Here is a 22,999-nt window from a genome sequence, read left to right on the forward strand (position 1 = left end):
AAGTACGCTGCGCTCCTCTTTCGGGGCAATCTCCGGCACCTGAGAAACCAAGAGCTAAGGCGCCTGAACGCGCCGCTACCTTTGATGTTTAGATTGGGAGAGAGCCATGATAGGGATCGGGATCGATATCGGGTCTACGGCGGCTAAGGCCGCTGTGGTCGATGGGGAGGGTTCGGTGGCGTGGACGTGCGTGCAGCCAACCGGGTTCTCGTCGGTCGATGCTTCCGAGCGGCTGCGCGAGGCACTGGCAGCGGCTGGCTATGACGTGGCTGACGACGACGTGCGCGTGATCGCGACCGGCTACGGTCGTGTCGCCGTGCCCTATGCGCACAAGGTCGTGACCGAGATCACCTGCCACGGCACCGGTGCCGTGCGCCTGTTTGGCGATCACGGCACGGTGATTGACGTGGGCGGCCAGGACACCAAGGTTATCCAACTCAAGGGCGGCCGCGTGGCCAAGTTTGCCATGAACGACAAGTGCGCCGCAGGCACGGGGCGCTTTTTGGAGATCATGGCCGACCGCCTGGGCATTACCCAGCAGCAGATGGCCGACCTGGCGCGTTCCGGCGAGCCCACCAAGATCAGCAGCATGTGCACGGTGTTTGCCGAAAGCGAGGTCATCAGCCTGATCGGCCGCGGCGAGCCGCGCGAGAACATCGCCCGCGGTGTGATCGAGAGCGTCGTGTCGCGTGTGGCGACCATGGCCGGGCAGGCGGCGGGCGCCCCGTACTACCTGACCGGCGGCCTGTGCGAGAACGCCTTCGTGGTGGAGCGGTTGGGCGAGCTACTGGGGTCGCCGGTGACCACCTCGCCCCAGGCTCGCTTTGCCGGTGCCATCGGCGCGGCGATTCGCGCACAGGCGCTCAATTAATGCATCCGCCGCAGGCTCGCATTCATGCGTATACTGGGAGAAAATGATTGACCGAAGAGAGGAGGTATCGATGGCTGACGATCAGATTAAGCTCACGTCTATGACTGCCGCGAGCGGTTGAGCCGCTAAGTTGGCTCCCGGAGCCCTCGCCCAGGTCCTGGGCGACTTACCCAATGTGCATAACGACAACTTGCTCGTGGGGTTCGATACCTCCGACGATGCGAGCGTCTTCCGCGTAGGGGAGAACCTGGGGCTCGTGCAGTCCATCGACTTCTTCCCACCGATGGTCGATGACCCGTTCCTGTTTGGCCAGATCGCTGCGGCCAACTCGCTGTCGGACATCTACGCCATGGGAGGCACTCCCTCGCATGCCATGAACCTGCTCTGCATCCCCAGCTGCCTAGGGGTGGAGGTGGCCGGTCAGATCTTGGCGGGCGGCGCCGACAAGTGCGTCGAGGCGGGCTGCACCATCGCGGGCGGCCACACCATCAACGACGATGAGCCCAAGTACGGCCTGTCCGTCTCGGGTTTTGTGCAGCTCGACCGCATGCTTGCCAACGGTGGGGCGCGCCCGGGTGATGTACTGCTGCTCACCAAGCCGGTGGGCTCGGGCATCATCACCACGGCCATTAAGGGCGAGCTTATCGAGCAGGACGAGGCCGCAGCCATGTTTGACTCGATGTGCACCCTCAACGAGGCCCCGATTCGTCTGGCCGAGGGACTCGAGCTTCACGGCTGCACCGATATTACGGGCTTTGGCCTGATTGGGCATGCGTGCGAGATGGCCGAGGGCTCGGGCGTGCAGATTGAACTTGCGTCGGGGGCGGTGCCGCTCTTTGACCAGGTGCTCGATATGGCGCGTCTGGGCATTATTCCTGCCGGTGCCTACCGCAACCAGGACTTCTTTGGCCCGCGCGTGGCTGCCGACGAGGACCTTGAGCCGGGCATGTTGGATGCGCTGTACGATCCACAGACTTCAGGCGGTTTGCTTATTGCGGCGCCCGCGCCGGATGTGGATGAGCTTGCGCGCCGTCTGGATGCCGAGGGGCGTATCGCCGCCGTTGTCGGTCGCGTGTGCGAGCCGGTGCCAGGCGGTCCTGCCGTCCACGTTGTCCGTTAACGACACGTTTATTGAGCTCTGTACCGTTCTAAAACGATTAATTCGAAAGGAAATACTATGTCTACCAAGATTGAAGTCAATGCCATGGGCGATGCCTGCCCGCTGCCCGTCGTCAAGACGCTTAAGGCACTCAAACAGCTTGATGGCGAGGGTGCCGTGGTGACCTCGGTCGATAACGAGACCGCCGTCAAGAACATTTCCAAGATGGCGCAGGAGAAGGGCTGCACGGCCTCGGTCGAGAAGGTTTCTGACGCCGAGTGGCACGTGACCGTGGCGACCTCTGGCGCCGTTGCCGTGGCCGATCCCGAGCAGGATGGCGCTGTCTTCTGTGATGCCAGCGCCGGCAAGGGCAAACTCGTCATTTCCGTCTACACCGATTGCATGGGCCGTGGCGACGACGAGCTGGGCCACAAGCTCATGAAGGCGTTTATCTTTGCCGTGACGCAGCAGGAGGAGTTGCCCGCGACCATGCTGTTCTACAACGGCGGTGCCAAGCTCACCGTCGAGGGCTCGCCGGTGCTCGATGACCTGAAGGGCCTGGCGGAGCAGGGTGTCGAGATTCTCACCTGCGGTACCTGCCTCGACCACTATGGCATTAAAGACCAACTCGCGGTGGGCGAGGTCACCAACATGTACGTGATCGTGGAGAAGATGGAGCAGGCCGTGCGCGTCGTGCGCCCGTAGCGTATTGGTTGGAGTTGCCATGAGGGAGAAGCGCCCGGCGCTTGTTATCGCGTTTCCCACCACGGCGGCCGCCATGGGTTGCGAGTCCCTGTGCATCGAGCGCGGCCTTCCCGGGCGCACGATTCCCGTGCCCGGGGAGGTCGCTGCCGGCTGCGGTTTGGCATGGAAGGCGTTGCCTGCCGATGAGGAACTGCTGCGCGGCGAGCTTGCCGCGGCGGGCGTTCCCACCGAGGGCTATACCGTGATTGATATGTGGGAGGTCGTGCGATGATCTACCTGGATAACGCGGCGACGACCATGCACAAGCCGCAGACGGTCATCGATGCCGTGACGCAGGCGATGTGCTCGCTTGGCAATGCCGGGCGCGGCGCCACGTCGGGTGCCCTCGATGCCGCTCGTACGATTCACGCTTGCCGTGCCAAGCTCGCGTGCCTTTTGGGTTGCCCGCGGGCGGACCATGTGTGCTTTACGCCCAACTCTACGGCGGCGCTCAACACCGCCATCAACGGGGTGGTGTGCCCCGGCGACCGCGTGGTCACGACGGTGCTTGAGCACAACTCGGTGCTACGGCCGCTCAACCGCCTGGCGGCAGAGCAGGGTGTGACCGTTGAGCATGCGGGCTGCGACGCGAACGGCGTGCTCGACTACGACGAGCTCGAGCAGCTGGTCACGCCGGGCACGCGTGCCGTGGTGGTGACGCACGCCTCCAATGTGACCGGCAACGCGGTCGACATTGCGCGCGTGGCTGTCATGGCCCATGCGGCCGGCGCGCTCGTGATCGTCGATGCCTCGCAGTCTGCCGGCACGGCGCATATCGATATGCAGCCCATGGGGCTCGACGTGGTGTGCTTTACCGGCCACAAGGGGCTCATGGGTCCGCAGGGGACCGGCGGCCTGGCCGTGGCAGAGGGCATTGACGTGGCGCCGTGGGCCATGGGCGGCACGGGCGTGCACAGTTTTGATGCGTTGCAGCCGCTTGAGTGGCCCACGCGCCTTGAGGCGGGCACGCTCAACGGCCACGGTATCGCCGGCCTTTCCGCTGGTCTCGACTTTATCGAGGCCCAGGGTGGGGTGGAGACGATTGCTGCCCACGAGCGTGCGCTCGCTGATCGCTTCCTTGCCGGTGTGCGCGAGATTCCGGGGATTAAGCTCTACGGTGCGTTTGACCAACCCGCGCGCTCGGCGATCGTGTCGCTCAACGTGGGCGATATCGACTCTGCCGAGATCTCGGACGCGCTCATGCAAGGGTGGGGGATTGCGACGCGCCCCGGTGCCCATTGCGCTCCGCTCATGCACCGCGCGCTCGGGACCGAGCGCCAGGGTGTTGTTCGCTTCTCGTTTGGGTATTTCAACACGACCGAAGAAGTCGACACGGCTATCGATGCTCTGTGCGATTTAGCCTGCTAAAGCTGCTAGACCGTTTATACTTGCGGGACGGGTGTTTTTGCCCGTCCCGTTTTTGTTTCGACCCGAAAGGTGGTCCCATGGCTTCATCCACCCCGCGTGGTCTGCGCTCCGACCATGTCGTCACTGTCGGCATCGCCCTATTCTCGATGCTCTTTGGCGCCGGCAATCTCATTATCCCGCCGCTGCTGGCGCTGCAGGCAGGTTCTGCCACGCCGGTCGCCATGCTCGGCTTTCTGGTTGCCGCCATCGGCCTGCCCGTCATGGGCTTTATCGCCGTGGCGCTTGCCGGAACGGCGCGCGAGCTTGCCGGCCGCGTGCACCCCAAGTTTGGCGAGTTCTTTGTCGCGGCGGTGTATCTTGCCATCGGCCCGTGCCTGGCCATTCCGCGCACGAGCTCCACGGCCTTCGAGATGTTGGTGCCGCTGCTGCCCGAGGGTGTCTCGCTTGGCACGGCTCGCCTGGTGTTTGCCATCGGGTTCTTCGCAGTCGCGTTTGTGCTCACGCTGCGCCCGGGTGTCATCACACGCGTGCTCGGCCGCATTACGGGCCCCGCGCTTATCGCGCTCATCGTGCTGGTTGTGGGTGCTGCCGTGATCTCGCCGCTGGGACCGGTTGCCGCGCCTCAGGCTCCCTACGATGCGGGTGCTGCCGTGCAGGGCTTTTTGACCGGCTACCAGACCATGGACCTGCTCGCGTCGCTCGCCTTCGGCATTATCATCGCCGAGACTATCCACGAGCTGGGCGTTACCGACGACAAGCGCGTGGCCTTTGAGATTTCGCGCTCCGGTGTGATCGCCGGTGCGCTCATGGCCGTCATCTACTGCGGCCTGGCGCTTGCCGGCATGCAGCTCAGTACGGTTATGCCCGATGCCACCAACGGCGCTGCCATCCTTGCCCGCTCTGCCTCCATGCACTTTGGCCTTGCCGGCACGGTCGTGGTCTTCGCGATCTTTTTCCTTGCCTGCATGAACGTGTGCATCGGCCTCATCAGCTGCTGCTCGCGTTACTTCTGTGAGACGTATGTGGTCGAAGGGGGAGCGGAGGCCTCCGAGGAGGCCATGCGCCGTCCCTTTGCGGTTCTCGCCTTTGTGTTCGCGGCGTTTTCGTGCGTGCTCTCCAACGTGGGCCTCGACATGATCCTCATGTTCTCGGTGCCCATGCTCAACGCCTTGTACCCCGTCGCCATTGTGCTGGTGCTGATGGGCCTGGTGCACGGTTTTTGCGACGCCCATCCGCAGGTGTGGGTTTGGGTCGGCGGCGTGGTCGTGGTGCAGAGTGTGATCACCTCGGTCCGCGACGCGTTCTTTGCGGGCGTGTGGCTGCCGTTCGATGCGCTGCCGTTGGCGGACATTGGAGCCGCGTGGGCGCCGGTCGCCGTGGTGGCCTTTGTGATAGGCCTGGCCCATAGCCAGTTTGTCGCACATTCGAGGAGCTAGGGTATCGTCGCTTGCATAGGCGCGAAGTCTCCCCTATAATTTCCTTCGCTTTGGGACACGCAAGGTTTAGACCTTAGCTGCTCAACACCTTCGGGACGTGGCGCAGTTTGGTAGCGCGCCTGCTTTGGGAGCAGGATGTCGCAGGTTCAAATCCTGTCGTCCCGACCATATCTTGCGGGCGTAGTTCAATGGTAGAACCCCAGCCTTCCAAGCTGATGACGCGGGTTCGATTCCCGTCGCCCGCTCCATAAGATAGATGAATGGCTCTGATTCTTTTTGGGACCAGAGCTGTTTTCATATACATGCCGGGGACCCCACATCCCCTCCTAAGTTGCGGTGAAATACGGACTGTTTTCCGGCTTTTATGGCCCATGTAGTCCGTATTTCACCGCAACTATTTGTAAGGTTGGATTTTGATGCCGTTGGGAGGGTCGTAGCGACCGTCTACCGAGAGTGGAATTATTTTTTGAAGCTCTGACCTGCGGCGTCAAGCTTTTGGTCAGCTTTTGGCAAGGCCTGCGGACGGAAGCATGCGATAGCGTAATGGTATTCTCTCCGCCGTGATGGTTATGGGGTTGGCCATGCTCGATAAAGGCAAACATTTTCCGCAGTCATATGCAAGAATGCTATTCTCGGCCGTTGGAATTCATCAAGATGGACAGCTGCTTATAACAATTGATCCTTGGGATGAACGCCGTGCGCGCGAGCTTATGCAGGAAGAGCTCATGCTTCGTCTTTACAACCATGTGTATGCGGATCCGGTCTATTGGAATAATCTTGGGGTTGAAGATCGCATCTTTCAGCTGGCATCCGCTATTGCGGTCGTTGAACCGGATGCTGTGTTTTGCGGATCGACGGCAGCGCTGCTCTACGGCATCGGCTCGGCGTATACGCTTCTGGATAAAGTGCAAGTACTGCTGCCACGGTCTACAAGGCGTGATACGTATGAGTTCGTTGAATACAAGCGCTGGCGGGCGGGCGAAGTGTGGCGGCTAGGTCTGTTTACACTGACGGATCCGTGTCGAACGGTTGTTGATATCGCTCGAACGAGCGCCTTTCGCTATGCGCTGGGCTATGTCGATGGCTTGGCCCGTGAGTACGATGTCGAACGCGAAGAACTGCGAGCATACGCGCAGGCAAATTGCCGAGGGTTGCATGGCATCGCGCGTGCTTTTGACGTTTTTGAGTATATGGACGGCAGGTCAGACAATGGCGGCGAGTCTGAGGCGAGAGCAGCGATGATTCTCGCTGGGGTTGCCGCGCCCGAGCTTCAAGTTGAGATAACGCGACCGGGAAACGCTGGCTATTATCTAGCAGATTATGGCTGGCAGATGCCAGGCGGCTCATGGACGCTGGCAGAGCTGCATGGGCTAGGCAAGTTTGAAGACGAAGCTCAAAATGATCCAGAGCAGGCGGCGGCAAAAACGTATCGAGCGGCCCTCATGCGCGACGCGAACCTTCGCGCCATGGGCCACAACGTCATTCATTTCAAACTCTCGGACACCTATGACGTAGAATCGTTCGGTGCCATGATGCGCGGCTACGGCATTCCGACAACAAAACCCTACGCCGAATCCCGATAGCGAAATCGTTCGCGGCCCACCTTCAATAAGTTGCGGTGAAATACGGACTGTTTTGCGGTTTGACCAGCAAAAACAGTCCGTATTTCACCGCAACTTAGGAGGGGATGGGGTTAGTGGCGACCGTGGTGGCGGAGCTTGTCGATGGTGGAGTCGGTGCTTCGGCTGCGGGATTCGGCGGCGCGGTCGCGGGCGTCGGCAGCGGTTTGGCGCTGGCGGCGGTAATCGATCATGCCTTGGATGATGGGCTTGCCAAAGCTCACGACATCATCGTTGTAGATGCCGGTTCGGGCTGCGAGGAGGCAGTCGGTAAAGTCCATATGGGTTTTGCCAAAGAGTTTGATGGCAAAGGCGACAACGGTGGGCTCGTCGACCATGACGTCATCGAGCAGCCTTTTCATAGCCGCAGCAATCTCAACGCGGGGAACCTTATAGACGTCGCGCAGCGTGACCACGACGCGCGTGATGATTTCGGGGTAGACACGAGCGGTGCGCGTGGCGATGACCTTGGCGGCGCGCGGGGACAGAACTTCGTCGTCGTCAAGCAGGTAGCGCAGGATGACGGTCTCGTCGATGATGGTGCTACTCATGGATATCTACTTCCTCGGGACCCAAAATCGAATCGTCGTTTTCTGTGGCAAGGTACTCAATCCAGGCATTGCGTTCCTCGGCGCGGCGATTGGGGTCACCATATGCTTTGAGCGATCCATAGGCGGCGGTGCCAACCTTTGAGCGCACGGTGACTGGCTGAAAGGGAAGCTTGCGCATCAAAATGCTCTGCGCGACAAATAGGCGGACAGCCTCGGCGAGCGATGTGCCCATGGCGTCGTAGAGATGTTCGGCATGCTGCTTGTCTTCCTCGCGAATGCGCACCTGCAGGATGGCTCTTTTTTGAGTCGATGACATCACTGGCCTCCCTTAATGAGCGTGCAATATAAATGGTCAAATACAGCATTGGCTAATAATAACCAATCTTATAACCACTACTTTATTGCACTCAAGTTAATGAGCGCGAAATATATATCAAACGTATTACATTCTTTATAAACGAGCGTGAAATCTCCCTTGGATGTACGTATGTAATACACTCACCTTTATAGCTATCCGAGAATAATTCCAACCTGCCAAAACCTCTGCAATACACCCGTATTGCAGGGCCTATGCTCAAGTTTGCCCCCTGCAACTGCGTATATTTAACCTGTATATCGTTGGAGAAACTCTACCGAGTGCATGTTTCGCCGCATGCATTCGATTCGTCGATGCCAGGCCACGGGCGGCTTGGGGCAACGTCGACAGGGTCTCTCCGGCATGGGATTCAGGAGGGAGTGAACAACATGGGCAATAAACGAGTCGTGGCTGATTCTTCACGCTGCATTGGGTGCCAAACCTGTATGGCGGCGTGCATCGAGGCACACGATATTCCCGGCAACATCGCCGCACCTCGCTTGCGCGTAACGCGCACCTACGAGATTTCCGCGCCGGTGGCATGTCACCACTGCGAGGACGCTCCGTGCGCCAAGGCCTGCCCTACGGGCGCCTTGTTCTTTGATCCAAAGAACCATCGCATCGGCGTCAACGAGGACAACTGCATCGGCTGCAAGAGCTGCGTAATGGCATGCCCCTTTGGCGCCGTGAGCGTGGCAACCACGCAGGTTCCGGTCTTGATGGGCGACGTTCGCGTGGGCTCGCAGACCAAGAGCTTCGTGCTCAAGTGCGACCTGTGCGTGGACCGTCCCGGCGGTCCGGCGTGTGCCGAGGCGTGCCCGACCAAGGGCCTCACCCTGGTAGACGAGGAGCGCCTGGCAGAACTGACTGCCGAGCGTGCCCGCGCCACCATCGAAAACGAGGCGTAAGCGTTGGGGCGACAAGCCCAATGATTGTCAAATAAGTACCGAGCATTCGGTAGCAGAAAAAGGAAGGAGGGTGTCATGGAGAAGCATAAAGTGATCTGCCCGTACTGCGGCGCCGGTTGCCAGTTTAACCTCCTGGTCCAAAACGGCCAGGTCGTGGGCACCGAACCGCTCAACGGCATCACCAATCAGAGCGAGCTGTGTCTTAAGGGCATGAGCGGCTACGACTTCATCAACGACACCAAGATCTTGACTCCTCGCGTACTGCACCCGATGATCCGCCGCACTAAGGGCGCGGATCTTGAGCGCGTAAGCTGGGACGAGGCGCTGGATTTCACCGCATCTAAGATGCAGGCCATAATTGACGAATATGGTCCTAACGCTGTCATGACCACCGGCTCTTCGCGAGGCGGCGGCAATGAGGCGAACTACGTCATGCAGAAGTTTACGCGTGCGTGCATCGGCACCCACAGCGTGGACAACTGCGCCCGTACTTGACACGGCCCTACTGTCCTCGGTCTGATGGACACGGTTGGTTCAGGTTGCATGTCATGCTCCATCCCCGGTATGGAGGATGCGGGCTGCATTTTCCTCTTCGGCTATAACCCTGCCGATTCGCACCCCATCGTCGCAAGGCGTATCGTGCGAGCCAAAGAAAAGGGTTGCAAGATCATCGTCGCCGACCCGCGCCATATCGAAACCGCGCGTATCGCCGATCTCTACCTTCCGATCAAGAACGGTTGCAACGTTGCGTTCCTCAACGCCTTTGCCAACTGCTTGGTCAACGATGGCCTCTACGACAAGGAATTCGTCGCCGAGCACACGAACGGCTTTGACGAATGGTGGGAGACCATCAAGAACTACACTCCCGAATCCGTACAGGACATCACGGGTGTCGAGCCCGCGTTGATCCATCAAGCTGCCGAGATGTACGCCACGGCGAAGCCCTCTGCCATCATTGGCTGGGGCATGGGCGTATGCCAGCAGAAGCAGAACCTGAAGACGGTGCACACCATCGCCTCCATCGCCTGCGTTGCCGGCCAGATCGGCAAACCCAATTCCGGCCTCGCGCCCGTGCGTGGCCAGAACAACGTCCAGGGCTCCTGCGATATGGGCATGCTGCCCAACCTGTACCCTGGCTACCAGAAGGTCACCGACCCGGCAGTGCGTGCCAAGTTTGCCAAGGCTTGGGGCGTGCCCGAGGAAAAGCTCCCGCTCGAGGAGGGCTACAAGCTCACCGACCTGGGCCACCTGGTCGACGAGGGCAAGGTGCACTGCTTCTACAACTACGGCGAGGACCCGGTGCAGACCGAGCCCGATTCGGCCGGTATGCGCAAGACGCTCTCCGAGCTGGATCTGTTCATTTGCCAGGACATCTTTATGACGCAGACGACCATGCTCGCCGACGTCATCCTGCCCGCTACCTCTTGGGGCGAGCACGAGGGTGTCTTTACCGCATCCGACCGTAGCTTCCAGCACTTTGACGCGGCCGTTCCGCCCAAGGGCGAGTGCCGCCACGACTGGGAGATCTTCGCGGACCTGTCTACGCGCATGGGCTATCCCATGCACTACGACAACACCGAGCAGATCTGGAACGAGTGCATTAGCCTGTGCCCCAACTTTGTGGGCGCAACCTACGAGAAGATGGCTCCCGAGGGCGGCTACGCCCAGTGGCCGGTCAAGAGCACCGATGTGAACGACCACGGTACGCCCGATATGTTCGCTGGTGGCAAGTTCACCACCAAGGACGGCCGCGCCAACCTTATGGCGCACGACTGGGAGGCGCCCTCCGAGCTTCCCGACGATGAGTACCCGCTCATCCTGTGCACCGTCCGCGAGGTCGGCCACTACAGCTGCCGTTCGATGACCGGCAACTGCAAGACGCTGGCACTGCTTGCCGACGAGCCCGGCTTCGTTCGCATGAATCCCGCGGACGCGAAGGCCCGCGGCATCAAGAACGGCGACATCGTCTCGATTCACAGCCGCCGCGGCCAGGTATACAGTCGCGCCGACATTAGCGATCGCATCAACAAGGGCACGGTCTACATGACCTACCAGTGGTGGATCGGCAAGTGCAACGAGCTGACCATGCACAAGGTCGACCCGGTCTCGCATACGCCCGAGGACAAGTTCTCCGCCTGCCAGGTCGACGCTATCGCCGACCAGGTCTGGGCAGAGGGCGAGGTCGAGCGTCAGTACACCGAGCTCAAGCAGGCTCTGGTGGACGCCGCCGCTCCCCAGGACGTTGAGCCTGGCGCCGCCAAGTTCGACGACGAGACGCACGTGAATCAAATCGTGTAGTCCCGTTCTCGTTGGCTATTTGGGCCGGGCGTCCCGTACGTTCGGGAGCCCGGCCCGTTATTTTGAAAGGAAGTGGGGATGAACCGCTTCATCGACATCAACCCGGAGAGGTGCATCGGCTGCGGAACATGCCAGTCCGCCTGTGCCGACGCCCACCGGATGCAGGGTCTTCAGGATACGCCGCGCCTGGCGCTCGTGAAGACCGGCGGTATTTCGGCCGCCCTTGCCTGCCACCATTGCGAGGGTGCCCCCTGCGCCGAGGTCTGCCCGGTGAATGCCATCGAGCACGATGGCGACCGCATCCACGTCAAGGAGCAGGAGTGCATCGGGTGCAGGCTGTGCGCCATCGCGTGCCCCTTCGGTGCCATCCATCCCGATGGCACGTCTATCGCCGGTGTCGCAGGCATGTGCGACCCGACGCCTTCGTATCCTAAGTCCCTGAGCAGCCTTCTTACGTGGGCTCCCGGCCAGTACACCTGCGCTGTCAAGTGCGATCTGTGCGCCTTCGATCCGGACGGCCCGCATTGTGTGGCGGCGTGCCCCACCAAGGCGCTGACCGTCATGGGCGGCGCGGCCGATCGCGAGCTCGACGAGGCCAAGCGCCTGCGCTCGATCGAAAACGGTCCGGTCGTCGACGTTACCGCTGTGGCCCAGGGCCTGTCCGAGAAAGCAGAAGGGAGCGTAAACAATGGATAGCATGACGCTGTTTGTCGCATCGCTTGCCGTCTCGTGCATCGGTGCGCTCGCCTCGGTTCTGCTGATCAAGGCCGATAATGCCGCCAAGACCGCCGGCTGCCTTATCGGCGCCGTCGCCGCGGTGCTTTCGTTTGTGGCCGGTATCCAGGCCGTGCTGGGCGATGTCACGTCGGTCGACACCATCGTGTTCTTCCCGTTTGCCCATTTCCAGCTGCTGCTCAATCAGCTGTCCGGCCTGTTCGTGGCGCTCATCTCGGTGCTCGCGTTTGCCGGTTCGATCTACGGTCTCAACTACTTTGATGAGTACCCGGGCAAAAAGGGCCGCGCCGGCTTCTTCTTTAACACCTTCGTGGCGTCCATGATGCTCGTCATCACCGCCGACAACGTGTTCTGGTTCCTGGTCGCCTTTGAGCTTATGTCCCTTACGAGCTACTTCCTTGTCGTTATCGAGGAGAACAAGAACTCCATTAGGGGCGGTTGGCTCTACTTCGTCATCGCGCACGTGGGCTTTGTCCTTATCATGGCGAGCTTCCTGCTCATGACCAACGGCGTGGGCGGTTCCTTCAGCTTCAGTGATTTCCGTACGCATGACTTTGGACCCGCCGTCTCCTCCGCGTGCTTCGTCCTCGCGTTCTTCGGATTCGGCGCAAAGGCCGGTATCATCCCGCTGCACTCCTGGCTGCCCCAGGCGCACCCCGAGGCGCCGTCCAACGTGTCCGCCCTCATGTCCGGCGGCATGATCAAGATCGGCATCCTGGGAATCCTCAAGGTCGGTCTCGACCTGCTCGCGGGTTCGGGCGTCCAGCTCTGGTGGGGCCTTATGGTCATGGTCTTCGGTGCGATCTCGTCAGTTCTCGGCGTGGCTTTCGCCCTGCAGGAGCATGACATCAAGCGCCTGCTGGCCTATCACTCCGTCGAGAACATCGGCATCATTCTGCTCGGCGTCGGCGCCTCCATGGCCGCCATGGCGCTCAACTCGGTCGGCATCGCCGTCCTGGCTCTGATGGCCGCCCTCTACCACACGTTTAACCACGCGATGTTTAAGGGCGAGCTGTTCTTGGGCGCCGGTGCGCTGCTGTACTCCACGGGTACGCGCAATATGGAGAAGATGGGCGGCCTGTTCCGTCGTATGCCGGCAACGGCCATCTGCTTCCTTGTTGGCGCGCTTGCCATCTCGGCCATCCCGCCCTTCAACGGCTTTGTGTCCGAGTGGTTTACCTACCAGTCGCTGTTTAACACCGCCATGCAGGGCGACAAGGCCGTCATGATCGTGGCCGTGTTCGCAGCCGTCGCGCTTGCCATTACCGGCGCGCTGGCTGTCACGTGCTTCGTCAAGGCCTATGGCGTCTCCTTTGCCTCCGCGCCCCGTTCCGAGGCTGCGGCCAATGCCAAGGAGGTTCCCGCCCCCATGGTGTTCGCGCAGGGCCTGCTCGCGGCCATCTGCGTCGTGCTGGGCATTGGCGCTCCCGTGATCGCGCCCGTGCTGGTCGATGTCGCCGCGTCCGTGCTGCATCCGTACGGTGGCGTGTTTGCCGCCGAGGGCATGGAGCTCATGAACCAGTACTCCGGCGCTGCCACCTCCACGCCCGCGATTGCTATTGCGCTCGTGGTGCTCGTCGGTCTTGCCTGCGGTTATCGCAAGCTCAAGACCGTCGGCAAGGTGCAGAAGTCCCAGCCGTGGGCATGCGGCTATGCTCCCAACGAGCATATGCCCGTCGTGGCCACGACCTTTGCCTCCGAGGTGTCCTGGTTTATGCAGCCGCTCTACACGCTGCGCGACCGCTGCACGGCCGTCTGCTGGTCCATCGCGCACTTCTTCCAGAAGCTCACCGGTGTGGCCGAGGCTGTGGAGCCCGTACCCGACAAGGTTCTCGTCGATGCCCCGCATAAGGGTGTCGAGAAGCTCGCCGACCTCGCGACTAAGCTCGAGGGTGGCAACTACAGCATCTATATCTGCTACATCGTCGCGGCACTCGTGGTGTTCCTCGTGCTCGCCGTGCAAATGGGTTAAGGAGGGGAGAGCATGAACAACATCGTACTTGCCGTTCTGCAGGGCGTGGTCGTCATGGCCGTCGCGCCGTTCTTCTCCGGTCTCGGCCGCGTGATCCGCGCCAAGATGCACAACCGTCGCGGCCCCAGCATCATGCAGGACTATCGCGACCTGGCCAAGCTCTTTGCGCGCCCCGAGTCCCAGAGCGAGGACGCGAGCTTTGCGCTGCGCATTATGCCGCCGCTGTTCTTCGCCGTCGCCTTTATGCTCGCGATGGGCCTGCCGCTCTTTACGGCGCAAAGCCCCATCCCGGTCTTTGGTGACGCCATCACCATCATGTACAGCCTGGCGCTCGCCCGCTTCTTCTTCGCCCTCTGCGGCGTGGATTCGTCCAACGCCTACGCCGGTATCGGCGGCGTCCGCGAGCTGCTCATGAGCGTGCTCATCGAGCCGTCCATGCTGCTGGCGCTGTTTGCCGCCGCCCTGGTGTGCGGTTCCACCGACATCGCCACCATGGGTCAGCACATCATGACGGGCGCCATCGACGCGCCGGTCGCCGTAATCCTCGCCGGCATCGCCTTTGCGATTGCCTGCTACATGGAACTCGGCAAGCTGCCGTTTGATCAGGCCGAGGCCGAGCAGGAGCTTCAGGAGGGCCCGCTCGCCGAGCTTTCCGGCCCGTCGCTTGCGATGGCCAAGCTCGCCATGTCCATGAAGCAGGTCCTGGTCGTCGCCTGGTTCTGCGCGATCTTCGTCCCCTGGGGCGAGCCCGCGACCGTGGGCGCCGCCGCTGTTCTGGGTGCAGTCATCTTCCTGGTGAAGTGCCTGATCGATTTTGTCGTATGCGGCGTGATCGAGAACTCCTGCTCGCGCTCGCGTTTTAAGGTGCTTGGCAATCAGACCTGGGCCGTCGTGGGCATCGCCGTTCTGGCGTTTGTCTTCGTGGTCGTCGGCGTGTAGGAGAAGGGAGAAACAATGTCATTTGCAGTCAGTCTGTCCCTTCTCGGCTTGGTCGCTATCGCGGCCCCGATGGTGGCCTCGGTGCTCGTCGCCCTGTTCCCCCGTCCGTACGCCAAGTGGTTCAGCGTTTTGGGTGCCGCCGTCTCGACGGTCTGCACCATCGCCCTCGCCGCGAATTTCGCTGGCGCCGGCATGCCCGACACGCAGGTCCCCCTGATCTCGTTTGGGCAGACCCTCGTCATGGGATTCACCTTCGATCGCATGAGCACGCTGCTCGCGCCCGCCTTTGTGGGTATCGGCCTGCTTGTCGTGATCTATTCGATTCCCTATATGAGCGAGAATAACCGTGAGCATCCCGACGCACCGCGTCGTCGCTTCTACGCGTACCTCGCGACCTTCATCGGCGCCATGGCCGGTCTCGTGTACAGCTCGACCCTTTTGGGCCAGCTCGTGTTCTTTGAGATCACGGGTGCGTGCTCTTGGGGCCTCATTAGCTACTACATGACGCCTACGGCCAAGAAGGCCGGCATGAAGGCTCTGATCATTACGCATATCGGTGCGCTCGGCCTGTATCTGGGCGCCGCCATCGTGTTTGCCCATACCGGTACCTTCGCCATTACCGCGATTGCCGGCCTCGACGCCAAGCTCAAGGCTATCGTCCTTTTGCTCGTGCTGTTTGCGGCCTGGGCCAAGTCCGCGCAGGTTCCCATGTACATGTGGCTGCCTTCGGCCATGGAGGCGCCGACGCCTGTTTCGGCCTACCTGCATGGCGCCTCGATGGTTAAGGTCGGCGTGTGCGTGTTCGCGCGTGCACTCGTCTCTGCCGGCGAGATCCCCGAGATTGTGGGTTGGGTCGCCATTATCGACGCCATGGTCACCATGCTCTTTGGCTTCCTTATGTACCTGCCGCAAAAGGACATGAAGCGTCTGCTGGCCTTCTCCACGATCGCCCAGCTCTCCTATGTGTTCTTTGGTCTGGGCCTTTCGGTCTTTGGCAGCCAGCTGGCCTTCGATGGCGCCGTCTGCCACATCTTTAACCACGCTTTCGCCAAGACGCTGTTCTTCCTGATCGCCGGTTCGTTCTCCTTTACGCTCGGCACGCGTATGCTGCCCAAGCTTCGCGGCATCGTAAAGAAGTACCCGATCTCAGGCGTGGGCTTCGGTGTCGCGGCACTCGCTATTGCCGGCGTGCCGCCCATGAACACGTTCTTCTCGAAGTTCCAGATCATCGCCGGCGGCTTTTCTGTAGGTGCCGGCAACGTCGCGATCCTGGTGCTCGTGTGCATCATGGTCGCCGAGACCGTCGCCACCTTCGCCTGGTTCCTCAAGTGGATGGGCTATTGCCTGCCCGGCGAGCCGAGCGAAGAGGTCGCTGCGGGAGCCCCGCTTCCCCGTGCGATGGCGTTCGTGTTCATCGTGCTCATCATCATGGTCATCGTCAGCGGCCCGCTTTCGGCCAGCTGGATCGGTTAGGAGGTAGAACGACATGGGTTATTCGATCGTCAACATCCTTGGCGGCCTTCTGATCGTCACGTCCACCATGGTGGTCGTCTCCAAGAACATCAAACATGCCATCAACTGGTATGCGGTGCAGTCGCTGGTGCTCGTGGGGCTGCTCGCTACGCTCGGTGCCACCACCGGTGCGCAGGAGCTGCTTATGTGGGCCGGATCTGCCTTTATCACCAAGGTCGTCCTGGTCCCTTATATCCTCAACCGCGCATACAAGAAGATGGGCGAGCCGAGCGACGCATCACTCAAGGCCGGCCTTAAGCCCGCGTGGGCCATCTGCATCATCGCCGTGGAGGTCGCGATTTGCTTTGCCGTCGTGACGCAGATCAGCCTGCCCACGGCCGAGGTCGCAACGCCTGCGCTCGCTATTAGCTTCGCTCACTTCTTTGTGGGCCTCACCTGCATCATCTCGCAGCGCAACATCATGAAGCAGATCTTTGGTTACTGCCTTATGGAAAACGGCAGCCACGTGACGCTTGCGCTTTTGGCCCCCACCGCTCCCGAGATCATCGAGATCGGTATCGCCACCGACGCCATCTTTGCCGTCATCATCATGTCCATCGTCGTGCGTCGCATTTGGGACGACTCCCACTCGCTCGATGCGCGCGACCTGTCCGAGCTGAGGGGGTAGTCCATGGAAACGTTGATTCTCGCCCTGCTCGCGACTCCTTTGGTGTTCTCGCTGGTTATGGCGTTTTTGCCCAAGAACACGTCCTATAACGTGTTTGCCGGTCTCAACCTGGTCTCCGTCGCAGCCGTCCTGGTGCTGTCGATTATGACGGCCGGTGACGTCCTTATGAGCGGCGAAACCGCGAGCGCTCTTGGCCTGTGGTTCCACCTCGATTCGCTGGGCGCCATCTTTGTGCTGCTCATCGGCTTTATCGGTTTTCTTACGGGGCTGTTCTCGCTGCCCTATGTAAAGGCCGATATCGAGGAGGGCTCCATGCCCGCCGAGCGCGCCAAGCAGTATTTTGCACTGTTTAGTCTGTTCGTGTTTACCATGCTGCTCGCGTGCCTGTCCAACAACATGATCCTCACGTGGGCCGCCGTGGAAGCAACCACGCTTTCCACCGTGTTCCTGGTGGGTATCTACAAGAACAAGACGGCCCTCGAGGCTTCTTGGAAGTATGCGATGGTCTGCACCGCCGGCGTGGCCTTCGGCCTGTTCGGTACGCTGCTGATCTACGCCAACGCCGCCGACGTGATTCCCAACGCCCACGAGGCCGCATTCCTGTCGTGCGTGCTGCCGTATGCCGACCAGTTCGACCCGACGCTCATGCGCCTCGCCTTTGCGTTTATCGTGATCGGCTTTGGCACCAAGGCCGGCCTGTTCCCCATGCACACTTGGCTGCCCGATGCCCACTCCCAGGCCCCGAGCCCTGTCTCGGCCCTGCTCTCGGGCGTGCTGCTTAAGTGCGCCATGCTTGTGATCATGCGCTTCTACGGATTTACTATCCAGGCCGTGGGCGCCGAGTATCCGCAGCTTTTGCTGTTGATCGTCGGCACGCTGTCCATTTTGGTGGCGGCACTTTCTATGTTCCGCCAGGACGACCTCAAGCGCCGCTTTGCGTACTCGTCTGTGGAGAACGTGGGCGTTATCGCCCTGTGCCTGGGTATCGGTGGCCCGCTGGGTATCGCCGCGGCCCTGCTGCACTGCGTGTTCCACGGCTTTACCAAGACGCTTGCCTTCTGCGTGTCCGGCAACATCCAGCACGCCTTTGGCACGCGTAGCCTGGCCAAGATCCAGGGCGTCGTCGAGGTTGCCCCCGCAACCGCCGCGCTCGCCATCCTGGCGCTGCTCGGTCTTGCCGCCTTCCCGCCCTTTGGCATGTTTATCTCTGAGTTCCTGACTTTTGTCGCCGGCGTTACCGCCGGTCCCATGTGGCTGGTCGTCGTGGTCGCCCTCGGTCTTACCGTGGCCATCTCCGCGCTCACCCGCATCGCACTCAAGTCGGTATTCGGCCATGCGCCCCAGGGCATGGGCAAGCATGAGGCCCCGGCGCTCATGCTTATCCCCGAAATCATCCTGGCTGTCATGATCTTGTGGTTTGGCATCGCCACCCCGCTGCCTCTCGTGCACGGTGTGGAGACCGCGACTGGCATCGTGCTCGAGCAGAGCACCGAGGAACTTCACGCGACGCCGATGTACCGCGCTGTGTTCGGTACCGAGACCGCTCAGAGCGAGGTGGAGTAACGAATGATTGAAACTGAGAACAAGGTGTATGCCCGTCGCTGCGAGAGCCATGTCGAGGCCCTGCGCCGCGCCGTTCCGGGCTGCATCGAGAAGGTCGAGTGGCAGTGCGAGGACCAGCTGACGATTACCGTCAAGCAGGACAAGCTGCCCGAGGCCGTCCACTACCTGTATTACGAGCGCTACGGCTGGATTCCCGTGATCATCGGCAACGATGAGCGCAGCCTGTGCGGCCGTTACGCCGTGTACTACGTCATCTCCATGGAGGGGGAGGATCCCGGCTGGGTGACCGTCCGCGCCGAGGTCGATCCCGCCAAGATGACGTTCCCGTCCGTGACGCCGTTCGTCCCCGCCTGCGTGTGGGGCGAGCGCGAGCTGCGCGACATGTTCGGCCTGATTCCCGAGGGTCTGCCCGATCGTCGCCGCCTGGTGTTGCCCGATGACTGGCCCAGCGGCCTGTACCCGCTGCGCAAGGACTCCATGGACTACCGCTTCCGTCCCGCTCCCGCGAGCGACATGGAAAACTACGAGTTCTTGGCCGACACCAAGGGCAAGGAGACCACGCTCGTCCCCATGGGCCCGTTGCACATTACCTCCGACGAGCCCGGCCACTTCCGCCTGTTCGTTGAGGGCGAGACGATCGTCGACGCCGACTACCGTCTGTTCTACGTGCACCGCGGCATGGAGAAGGTCGCCGAGACGCGCCTGAACTATGACGCCGTGACGTTCCTCGCCGACCGCATCTGCGGCATCTGCGGCTGCGCCCACTCGGTGGCCTATGCCGAGGCCGTCGAGCGCGCCCAGGGCATTCATGTCCCGCCGCGCGCCCAGTACATCCGCGCCATCATGCTCGAGGTTGAGCGCCTGCACTCGCATCTGCTCAACATTGGCCTGGCATCGCACTACACGGGCTTCGACTCCGGCTTCCAGCAGTTCTTCCGCGTCCGCGAGAAGTCCATGGACCTGGCCGAGAAGCTTTCCGGTCACCGCAAGACCTACGGCCTCAACGTGATCGGCGGCGTGCGTCGCGACATTTTGGCCGAGCAGAAGCTCTCCACGCTCACGACCGTCCACCAGCTGCGCTCCGAGGTTCAGGAACTCGTCGATATGCTGCTCTCCACGCCCAACTTTATTGAGCGTACGAGCGGTATCGGCATTCTGGACCGCAAGATCGCTCGCGACTTCTCGCCGGTCGGCCCGCTCATGCGTGGCTCGGGCTATGCCCGCGACGTGCGCTTTGACCATCCCTTCGACGGCTACGCCGATCCGGATGTCCAGAAGATGCACGCCGCTACGGCCGACACCTGCGATGCCTTCGGCCGTACCGCCGTTCGCATCCAGGAGGTCTACGATTCGATCGACATGATCGAGACCATGCTCGAGAACTGCCCGTCGGGCCCCATCCTTACCACGGATTGGGAGTACACCCCGCACAAGTACGCCATCGGCGCCACCGAGGCGCCGCGCGGCGAGGACGTGCACTGGGCCATGCTCGGCAATAACCAGAAGTGCTACCGCTGGCGGGCCAAGGCCGCCACGTACAGCAACTGGCCGGTCCTGCGCTACATGTTCCGCGGCAACACCGTGGGCGACGCGGCGTTAATCGTCGGCTCGCTCGACCCTTGCTACTCCTGCACCGACCGCGTGACGGTGACCGATGTCGCCGCCAAGCGCGACCACGTGCTCGACAAGGAGCAGTTCGAGAACGTCTGGCGCGACAAGTCGCCGCTTGCGGGCGAGGGCACCATGGCCGCTCCGCTCGATGAGGAGGCGCTCTAATATGCTGAAGCTTTGGAAGGTTAACGCCAAGGCCGGCGACGCGACGGTCAAGTACCCGTTTGCGCCGTTCCCCACCAATAAGGACATGCGCGGCAAGCCCGAGCACAATGCCGAGCTCTGCATCGCTTGCGGTGCCTGCGGCGTGGCGTGCCCGGCCGATGCCATTCGCATGGACACCGACCTTGCGGCCGATACCATCACCTGGTCGATCGACTACGGTCGCTGCATCTTTTGCGGCCGCTGCGAGGAGGCCTGCCCCATGGAGGCCATCAAACTCACCGAGGAGTTTGAGCTGGCCGTCATGAGCAAGGACGACCTCACCAGCAAGAGCGTCTACACGCTCGAGCACTGCTCGCGCTGCGGCAAGCCGTTTGCCCCGCATAAGGAGATCGACTACGCCAAGCGCCTGCTGCAAAAGACCGGCGGCATGGAGGCCATCCAGGCCGCCCGTACCGTCGGTATGTGCCAGGAGTGCAAGCGCGAGCTCGACGCCCTGCGCGCCGCCTCGGCCGTAAAGACCGGCAACGCGCGCGGCATGGCTGCCAACGAGACGCTTGCGTCCGGTGAGCCCCAGGGCCCCGGCATGGAGTATCTGGGCGGCCACGGCGTGAACCCGGAGTATGTCGACCGCGAGCTCAACCCCGATGCGCCCGAGATCCCCGCTGGACCTGCACCGGTCGAGGGCATCATCATGGATTTTGATACGAAGGAGGAGTAACCATGGCCGAACCCACGCTTTTGCCCGAGCGGCTTCAGTACCGCCCGACCAAGATCGAGCTCGACGAGAGCATCGAGAAGGCCAAGGCGACCCTTCTTAAGAAGATCAAGCGCTCGGTGTACGTCTACCGTGTTGACTGCGGCGGCTGCAACGGCTGCGAGATTGAGATCTTCGGTTCCATCACGCCCGTCTTTGACGTCGAGCGCTTTGGCATCAAGGTCGTGCCTTCGCCCCGTCACGCCGACGTGCTGCTGTACACCGGCGCCGTGACGCGTGCCATGCGCATGCCGGCCCTGCGCGCCTTTGAGGCTGCACCCGATCCCAAGATCGTGGTGTCCTATGGCGCGTGCGGCTGCACCGGCGGCATCTTCTACGACAACTACTGCGTCTGGGGCGGCACGGACAAGATTCTGCCGGTCGATGTCTATATCCCCGGCTGCCCGCCCAGCCCCGCGCAGACCATCTACGGCTTTGCCATGGCGCTCGGTCTGCTGGACCAAAAGCTCCATGTCGAGACCACGGTGGAGGCCGCCGGCGAGCAGGCCGATATCCTGCACCCTGGCGTGCCGTACAAGCTGCGCGTTGCCATCGAGCGCGAGGCTCGCGCCATGAGCGGCTACCGTTACGGCCGCGACCTGGCCAATGAGTTCATGGATACGCTCGAGGGCGCGCCCAAGGGCGATATCCGCGGTGCCATGGCGTTGCTCATCAACAAGCAGGATGATCCGCGCCGCGTCGAGGTGTACTCGGCGCTGCAGGATCTGGTGCTGGCCGGAGGTCGCTAGATGGAGCTCACGGACCGCTCTGGTTACTTTGCGGGCCCCGGCATGCTCGGCGGCTCTTTTAGCGATGCCTCGCGCGCAAGCGACGAGGCCGCCGAGGGCGTCGCCGACCCCTGCCTGGGCCACGCGCCCGACCAGGTGGTCTTCTACGAGCTCACACGTAAGTTTGTGGAGACCGAGGAAGACGTTCCCCAGGAGGCCTGCGACGTGCTGTACTACACGCTCGCCGTGGGCCACCACACCGGTGTGCTCGACTGCTTTGAGCCGCGCCTGTCGGTGCCGGTGGATGTGTTCTATTCGCTCGTCGACGCGTTGCCGGAGGGGGAGGCCAAGACCAAGTTCGAGGCCATCCGCTCCTTTGGCGAGTGCCAGCTCGACAAGGCGGCGGTGCCTTCGCTGCTCGAGGCCTGCGACACGCTGCTCGACGAGCGCGGTTTTCGCGGCTCGGCCAAGGCCGGCATCTCGGTGTTCGACGACGACTTTGGCCTGCATGCCCAGCAGGTCGCGTTTCTGATGAAGTTCCGCGATCTGGTTGAGCGCGTGCGCGATGTGTCGGGCGTGTACCTGACGGGAAGGTTGCAGTAATGGGTCGCGTTGTGGATGGACGTGTGAACGGCGCCCCGTTTGCGGGTATCGTGCTCACGGCAGGAAGCGTGCTGCGTGCCGACGATGCCGCCGGCCCCGTGCTCTCCAAAAAGATGGAGGACGCGCCCATTGCCGGTTGGTACACCATCGACGGTGGCCAAACGCCCGAGGACGACATCATCGAGGTCAAGCGCGAGCGTCCGCCTCGTCTGGTCTTGGTCGATGCCGCCGACATGGCGCTGCCCGTCGGGTCTATCCGCCTGCTCGATAAGCGCGATGTGGCCCGCAAGTCGATGTTCACCACGCATTCGCTCCCTTTGTCGATTCTGATCGAGGAAATCGAGCAATCGTGCGAAGATATCGTCTTCATAGGGATTCAGCCGGGCGATACGGAGTTTTACAACCCTATGTCCCCGGAGGTCTTTGACGCCGTCGACGCCGTGTACGACGCCGTGGCCGCCAACGACTTTTCCCACTTTGTCCGCTTGGGACAAGAGCAATAGGAGCGCTTGTCCCTGCTGATTAGGAAAGAAGTGATTG

Annotated in this window: 22 protein-coding genes and 2 tRNA genes; 22 read left to right on the forward strand and 2 right to left on the reverse strand. The window is 61.8% G+C overall.

The annotated features are described in order from the left end of the window. Positions 1–106 precede the first annotated feature (106 nt). From ACKUUJ_RS00555 to ACKUUJ_RS00595, 9 genes are all read left to right on the forward strand, one after another. The gene (locus ACKUUJ_RS00555) at positions 107–871 is read left to right on the forward strand and encodes an acyl-CoA dehydratase activase (protein WP_409064300.1); all 765 of its coding nucleotides are present in this window, start codon (positions 107–109) and stop codon (positions 869–871) included. Between the two features lie 70 nt (positions 872–941). Beyond that, complete coding sequence (gene selD, locus ACKUUJ_RS00560; protein ID WP_409064301.1) at positions 942–1,991, forward strand: selenide, water dikinase SelD; 1,050 nt, start codon at positions 942–944, stop codon at positions 1,989–1,991. A gap of 57 nt (positions 1,992–2,048) precedes the next feature. Continuing rightward, positions 2,049–2,675 (forward strand): sulfurtransferase-like selenium metabolism protein YedF, encoded by a 627-nt coding sequence (gene yedF, locus ACKUUJ_RS00565; protein ID WP_409064302.1) that lies wholly within the window; start codon positions 2,049–2,051, stop codon positions 2,673–2,675. Positions 2,676–2,694: 19 nt separating this feature from the next. Further along, positions 2,695–2,946 (forward strand): DUF3343 domain-containing protein, encoded by a 252-nt coding sequence (locus tag ACKUUJ_RS00570; protein ID WP_409064303.1) that lies wholly within the window; start codon positions 2,695–2,697, stop codon positions 2,944–2,946. Then, the gene (locus ACKUUJ_RS00575; RefSeq protein ID WP_409064304.1) at positions 2,943–4,082 is read left to right on the forward strand and encodes an aminotransferase class V-fold PLP-dependent enzyme; all 1,140 of its coding nucleotides are present in this window, start codon (positions 2,943–2,945) and stop codon (positions 4,080–4,082) included. The genes ACKUUJ_RS00570 and ACKUUJ_RS00575 overlap by 4 nt, the downstream gene beginning before the upstream one ends. A gap of 77 nt (positions 4,083–4,159) precedes the next feature. Then, positions 4,160–5,518 carry a branched-chain amino acid transport system II carrier protein gene (brnQ, locus tag ACKUUJ_RS00580; protein WP_349128483.1) on the forward strand — a complete coding sequence of 453 codons (1,359 nt, stop codon included), beginning with the start codon at positions 4,160–4,162 and terminating at the stop codon, positions 5,516–5,518. A gap of 91 nt (positions 5,519–5,609) precedes the next feature. Next, positions 5,610–5,686 (forward strand) — tRNA-Pro (locus ACKUUJ_RS00585). Positions 5,687–5,692: 6 nt separating this feature from the next. After that, a tRNA-Gly gene (locus tag ACKUUJ_RS00590) sits at positions 5,693–5,766 on the forward strand. Positions 5,767–6,099: 333 nt separating this feature from the next. After that, complete coding sequence (locus tag ACKUUJ_RS00595; RefSeq protein WP_349114466.1) at positions 6,100–7,101, forward strand: hypothetical protein; 1,002 nt, start codon at positions 6,100–6,102, stop codon at positions 7,099–7,101. Positions 7,102–7,211: 110 nt separating this feature from the next. Here ACKUUJ_RS00595 and ACKUUJ_RS00600 read toward each other — a convergent pair whose 3' ends face one another. Together ACKUUJ_RS00600 and ACKUUJ_RS00605 are read right to left on the reverse strand one after the other, a co-directional pair. Further along, on the reverse strand, positions 7,212–7,688 hold the full coding sequence (locus ACKUUJ_RS00600) for a PIN domain-containing protein (protein WP_409064305.1): 477 nt from the start codon (positions 7,686–7,688) through the stop codon (positions 7,212–7,214). After that, positions 7,681–8,004: a type II toxin-antitoxin system RelB/DinJ family antitoxin gene (locus tag ACKUUJ_RS00605; RefSeq protein WP_409064306.1), complete on the reverse strand. Its 324-nt coding sequence runs from the start codon at positions 8,002–8,004 to the stop codon at positions 7,681–7,683. Before ACKUUJ_RS00605 ends, ACKUUJ_RS00600 begins: the two co-directional genes overlap by 8 nt. 428 nt (positions 8,005–8,432) lie before the next feature. Between ACKUUJ_RS00605 and ACKUUJ_RS00610 the strand changes: the two genes are divergently transcribed. The 13 genes from ACKUUJ_RS00610 to hycI all read left to right on the forward strand — a co-directional run bounded on the left by ACKUUJ_RS00610 (position 8,433) and on the right by hycI (position 22,962). After that, entirely contained in the window at positions 8,433–8,951 is a 519-nt protein-coding gene (locus ACKUUJ_RS00610) for a 4Fe-4S dicluster domain-containing protein (RefSeq protein WP_022095206.1), read from the forward strand. 75 nt (positions 8,952–9,026) lie between these two features. After that, positions 9,027–11,249, forward strand: coding sequence for a formate dehydrogenase subunit alpha (fdhF, locus tag ACKUUJ_RS00615; protein ID WP_409064307.1), 2,223 nt, complete (start codon positions 9,027–9,029; stop codon positions 11,247–11,249). A gap of 78 nt (positions 11,250–11,327) precedes the next feature. Further along, complete coding sequence (locus tag ACKUUJ_RS00620) at positions 11,328–11,945, forward strand: 4Fe-4S dicluster domain-containing protein (RefSeq protein WP_022095203.1); 618 nt, start codon at positions 11,328–11,330, stop codon at positions 11,943–11,945. Further along, the gene (hyfB, locus tag ACKUUJ_RS00625; RefSeq protein WP_409064308.1) at positions 11,938–13,956 is read left to right on the forward strand and encodes a hydrogenase 4 subunit B; all 2,019 of its coding nucleotides are present in this window, start codon (positions 11,938–11,940) and stop codon (positions 13,954–13,956) included. The genes ACKUUJ_RS00620 and hyfB overlap by 8 nt, the downstream gene beginning before the upstream one ends. 12 nt (positions 13,957–13,968) lie before the next feature. Beyond that, positions 13,969–14,895: a respiratory chain complex I subunit 1 family protein gene (locus ACKUUJ_RS00630; protein WP_022095201.1), complete on the forward strand. Its 927-nt coding sequence runs from the start codon at positions 13,969–13,971 to the stop codon at positions 14,893–14,895. Between the two features lie 15 nt (positions 14,896–14,910). Continuing rightward, positions 14,911–16,368 (forward strand): hydrogenase 4 subunit D, encoded by a 1,458-nt coding sequence (locus ACKUUJ_RS00635; RefSeq protein WP_022095200.1) that lies wholly within the window; start codon positions 14,911–14,913, stop codon positions 16,366–16,368. Positions 16,369–16,381: 13 nt separating this feature from the next. Next, entirely contained in the window at positions 16,382–17,035 is a 654-nt protein-coding gene (gene hyfE / locus ACKUUJ_RS00640) for a hydrogenase 4 membrane subunit (protein WP_022095199.1), read from the forward strand. Positions 17,036–17,038: 3 nt separating this feature from the next. Beyond that, positions 17,039–18,598, forward strand: coding sequence for a hydrogenase 4 subunit F (locus ACKUUJ_RS00645; RefSeq protein WP_161145199.1), 1,560 nt, complete (start codon positions 17,039–17,041; stop codon positions 18,596–18,598). A gap of 3 nt (positions 18,599–18,601) precedes the next feature. Further along, positions 18,602–20,374, forward strand: coding sequence for an NADH-quinone oxidoreductase subunit C (locus ACKUUJ_RS00650; RefSeq protein ID WP_409064309.1), 1,773 nt, complete (start codon positions 18,602–18,604; stop codon positions 20,372–20,374). A gap of 1 nt (position 20,375) precedes the next feature. Next, complete coding sequence (locus tag ACKUUJ_RS00655; RefSeq protein ID WP_409064310.1) at positions 20,376–21,092, forward strand: formate hydrogenlyase complex iron-sulfur subunit; 717 nt, start codon at positions 20,376–20,378, stop codon at positions 21,090–21,092. Positions 21,093–21,094: 2 nt separating this feature from the next. Further along, complete coding sequence (locus ACKUUJ_RS00660; protein WP_409064311.1) at positions 21,095–21,877, forward strand: NADH-quinone oxidoreductase subunit B family protein; 783 nt, start codon at positions 21,095–21,097, stop codon at positions 21,875–21,877. After that, complete coding sequence (locus ACKUUJ_RS00665) at positions 21,878–22,459, forward strand: formate hydrogenlyase maturation HycH family protein (RefSeq protein WP_409064312.1); 582 nt, start codon at positions 21,878–21,880, stop codon at positions 22,457–22,459. Continuing rightward, a complete protein-coding gene (gene hycI / locus ACKUUJ_RS00670; protein WP_196025392.1) occupies positions 22,459–22,962 on the forward strand; it encodes a hydrogenase maturation peptidase HycI in 504 nt (167 codons plus the stop codon). The genes ACKUUJ_RS00665 and hycI overlap by 1 nt, the downstream gene beginning before the upstream one ends. Positions 22,963–22,999: the final 37 nt, after the last annotated feature.

The sequence above is a fragment of the Collinsella sp. wc0583 genome, assembly GCF_046116915.1.
Lineage (GTDB): Bacteria > Actinomycetota > Coriobacteriia > Coriobacteriales > Coriobacteriaceae > Collinsella.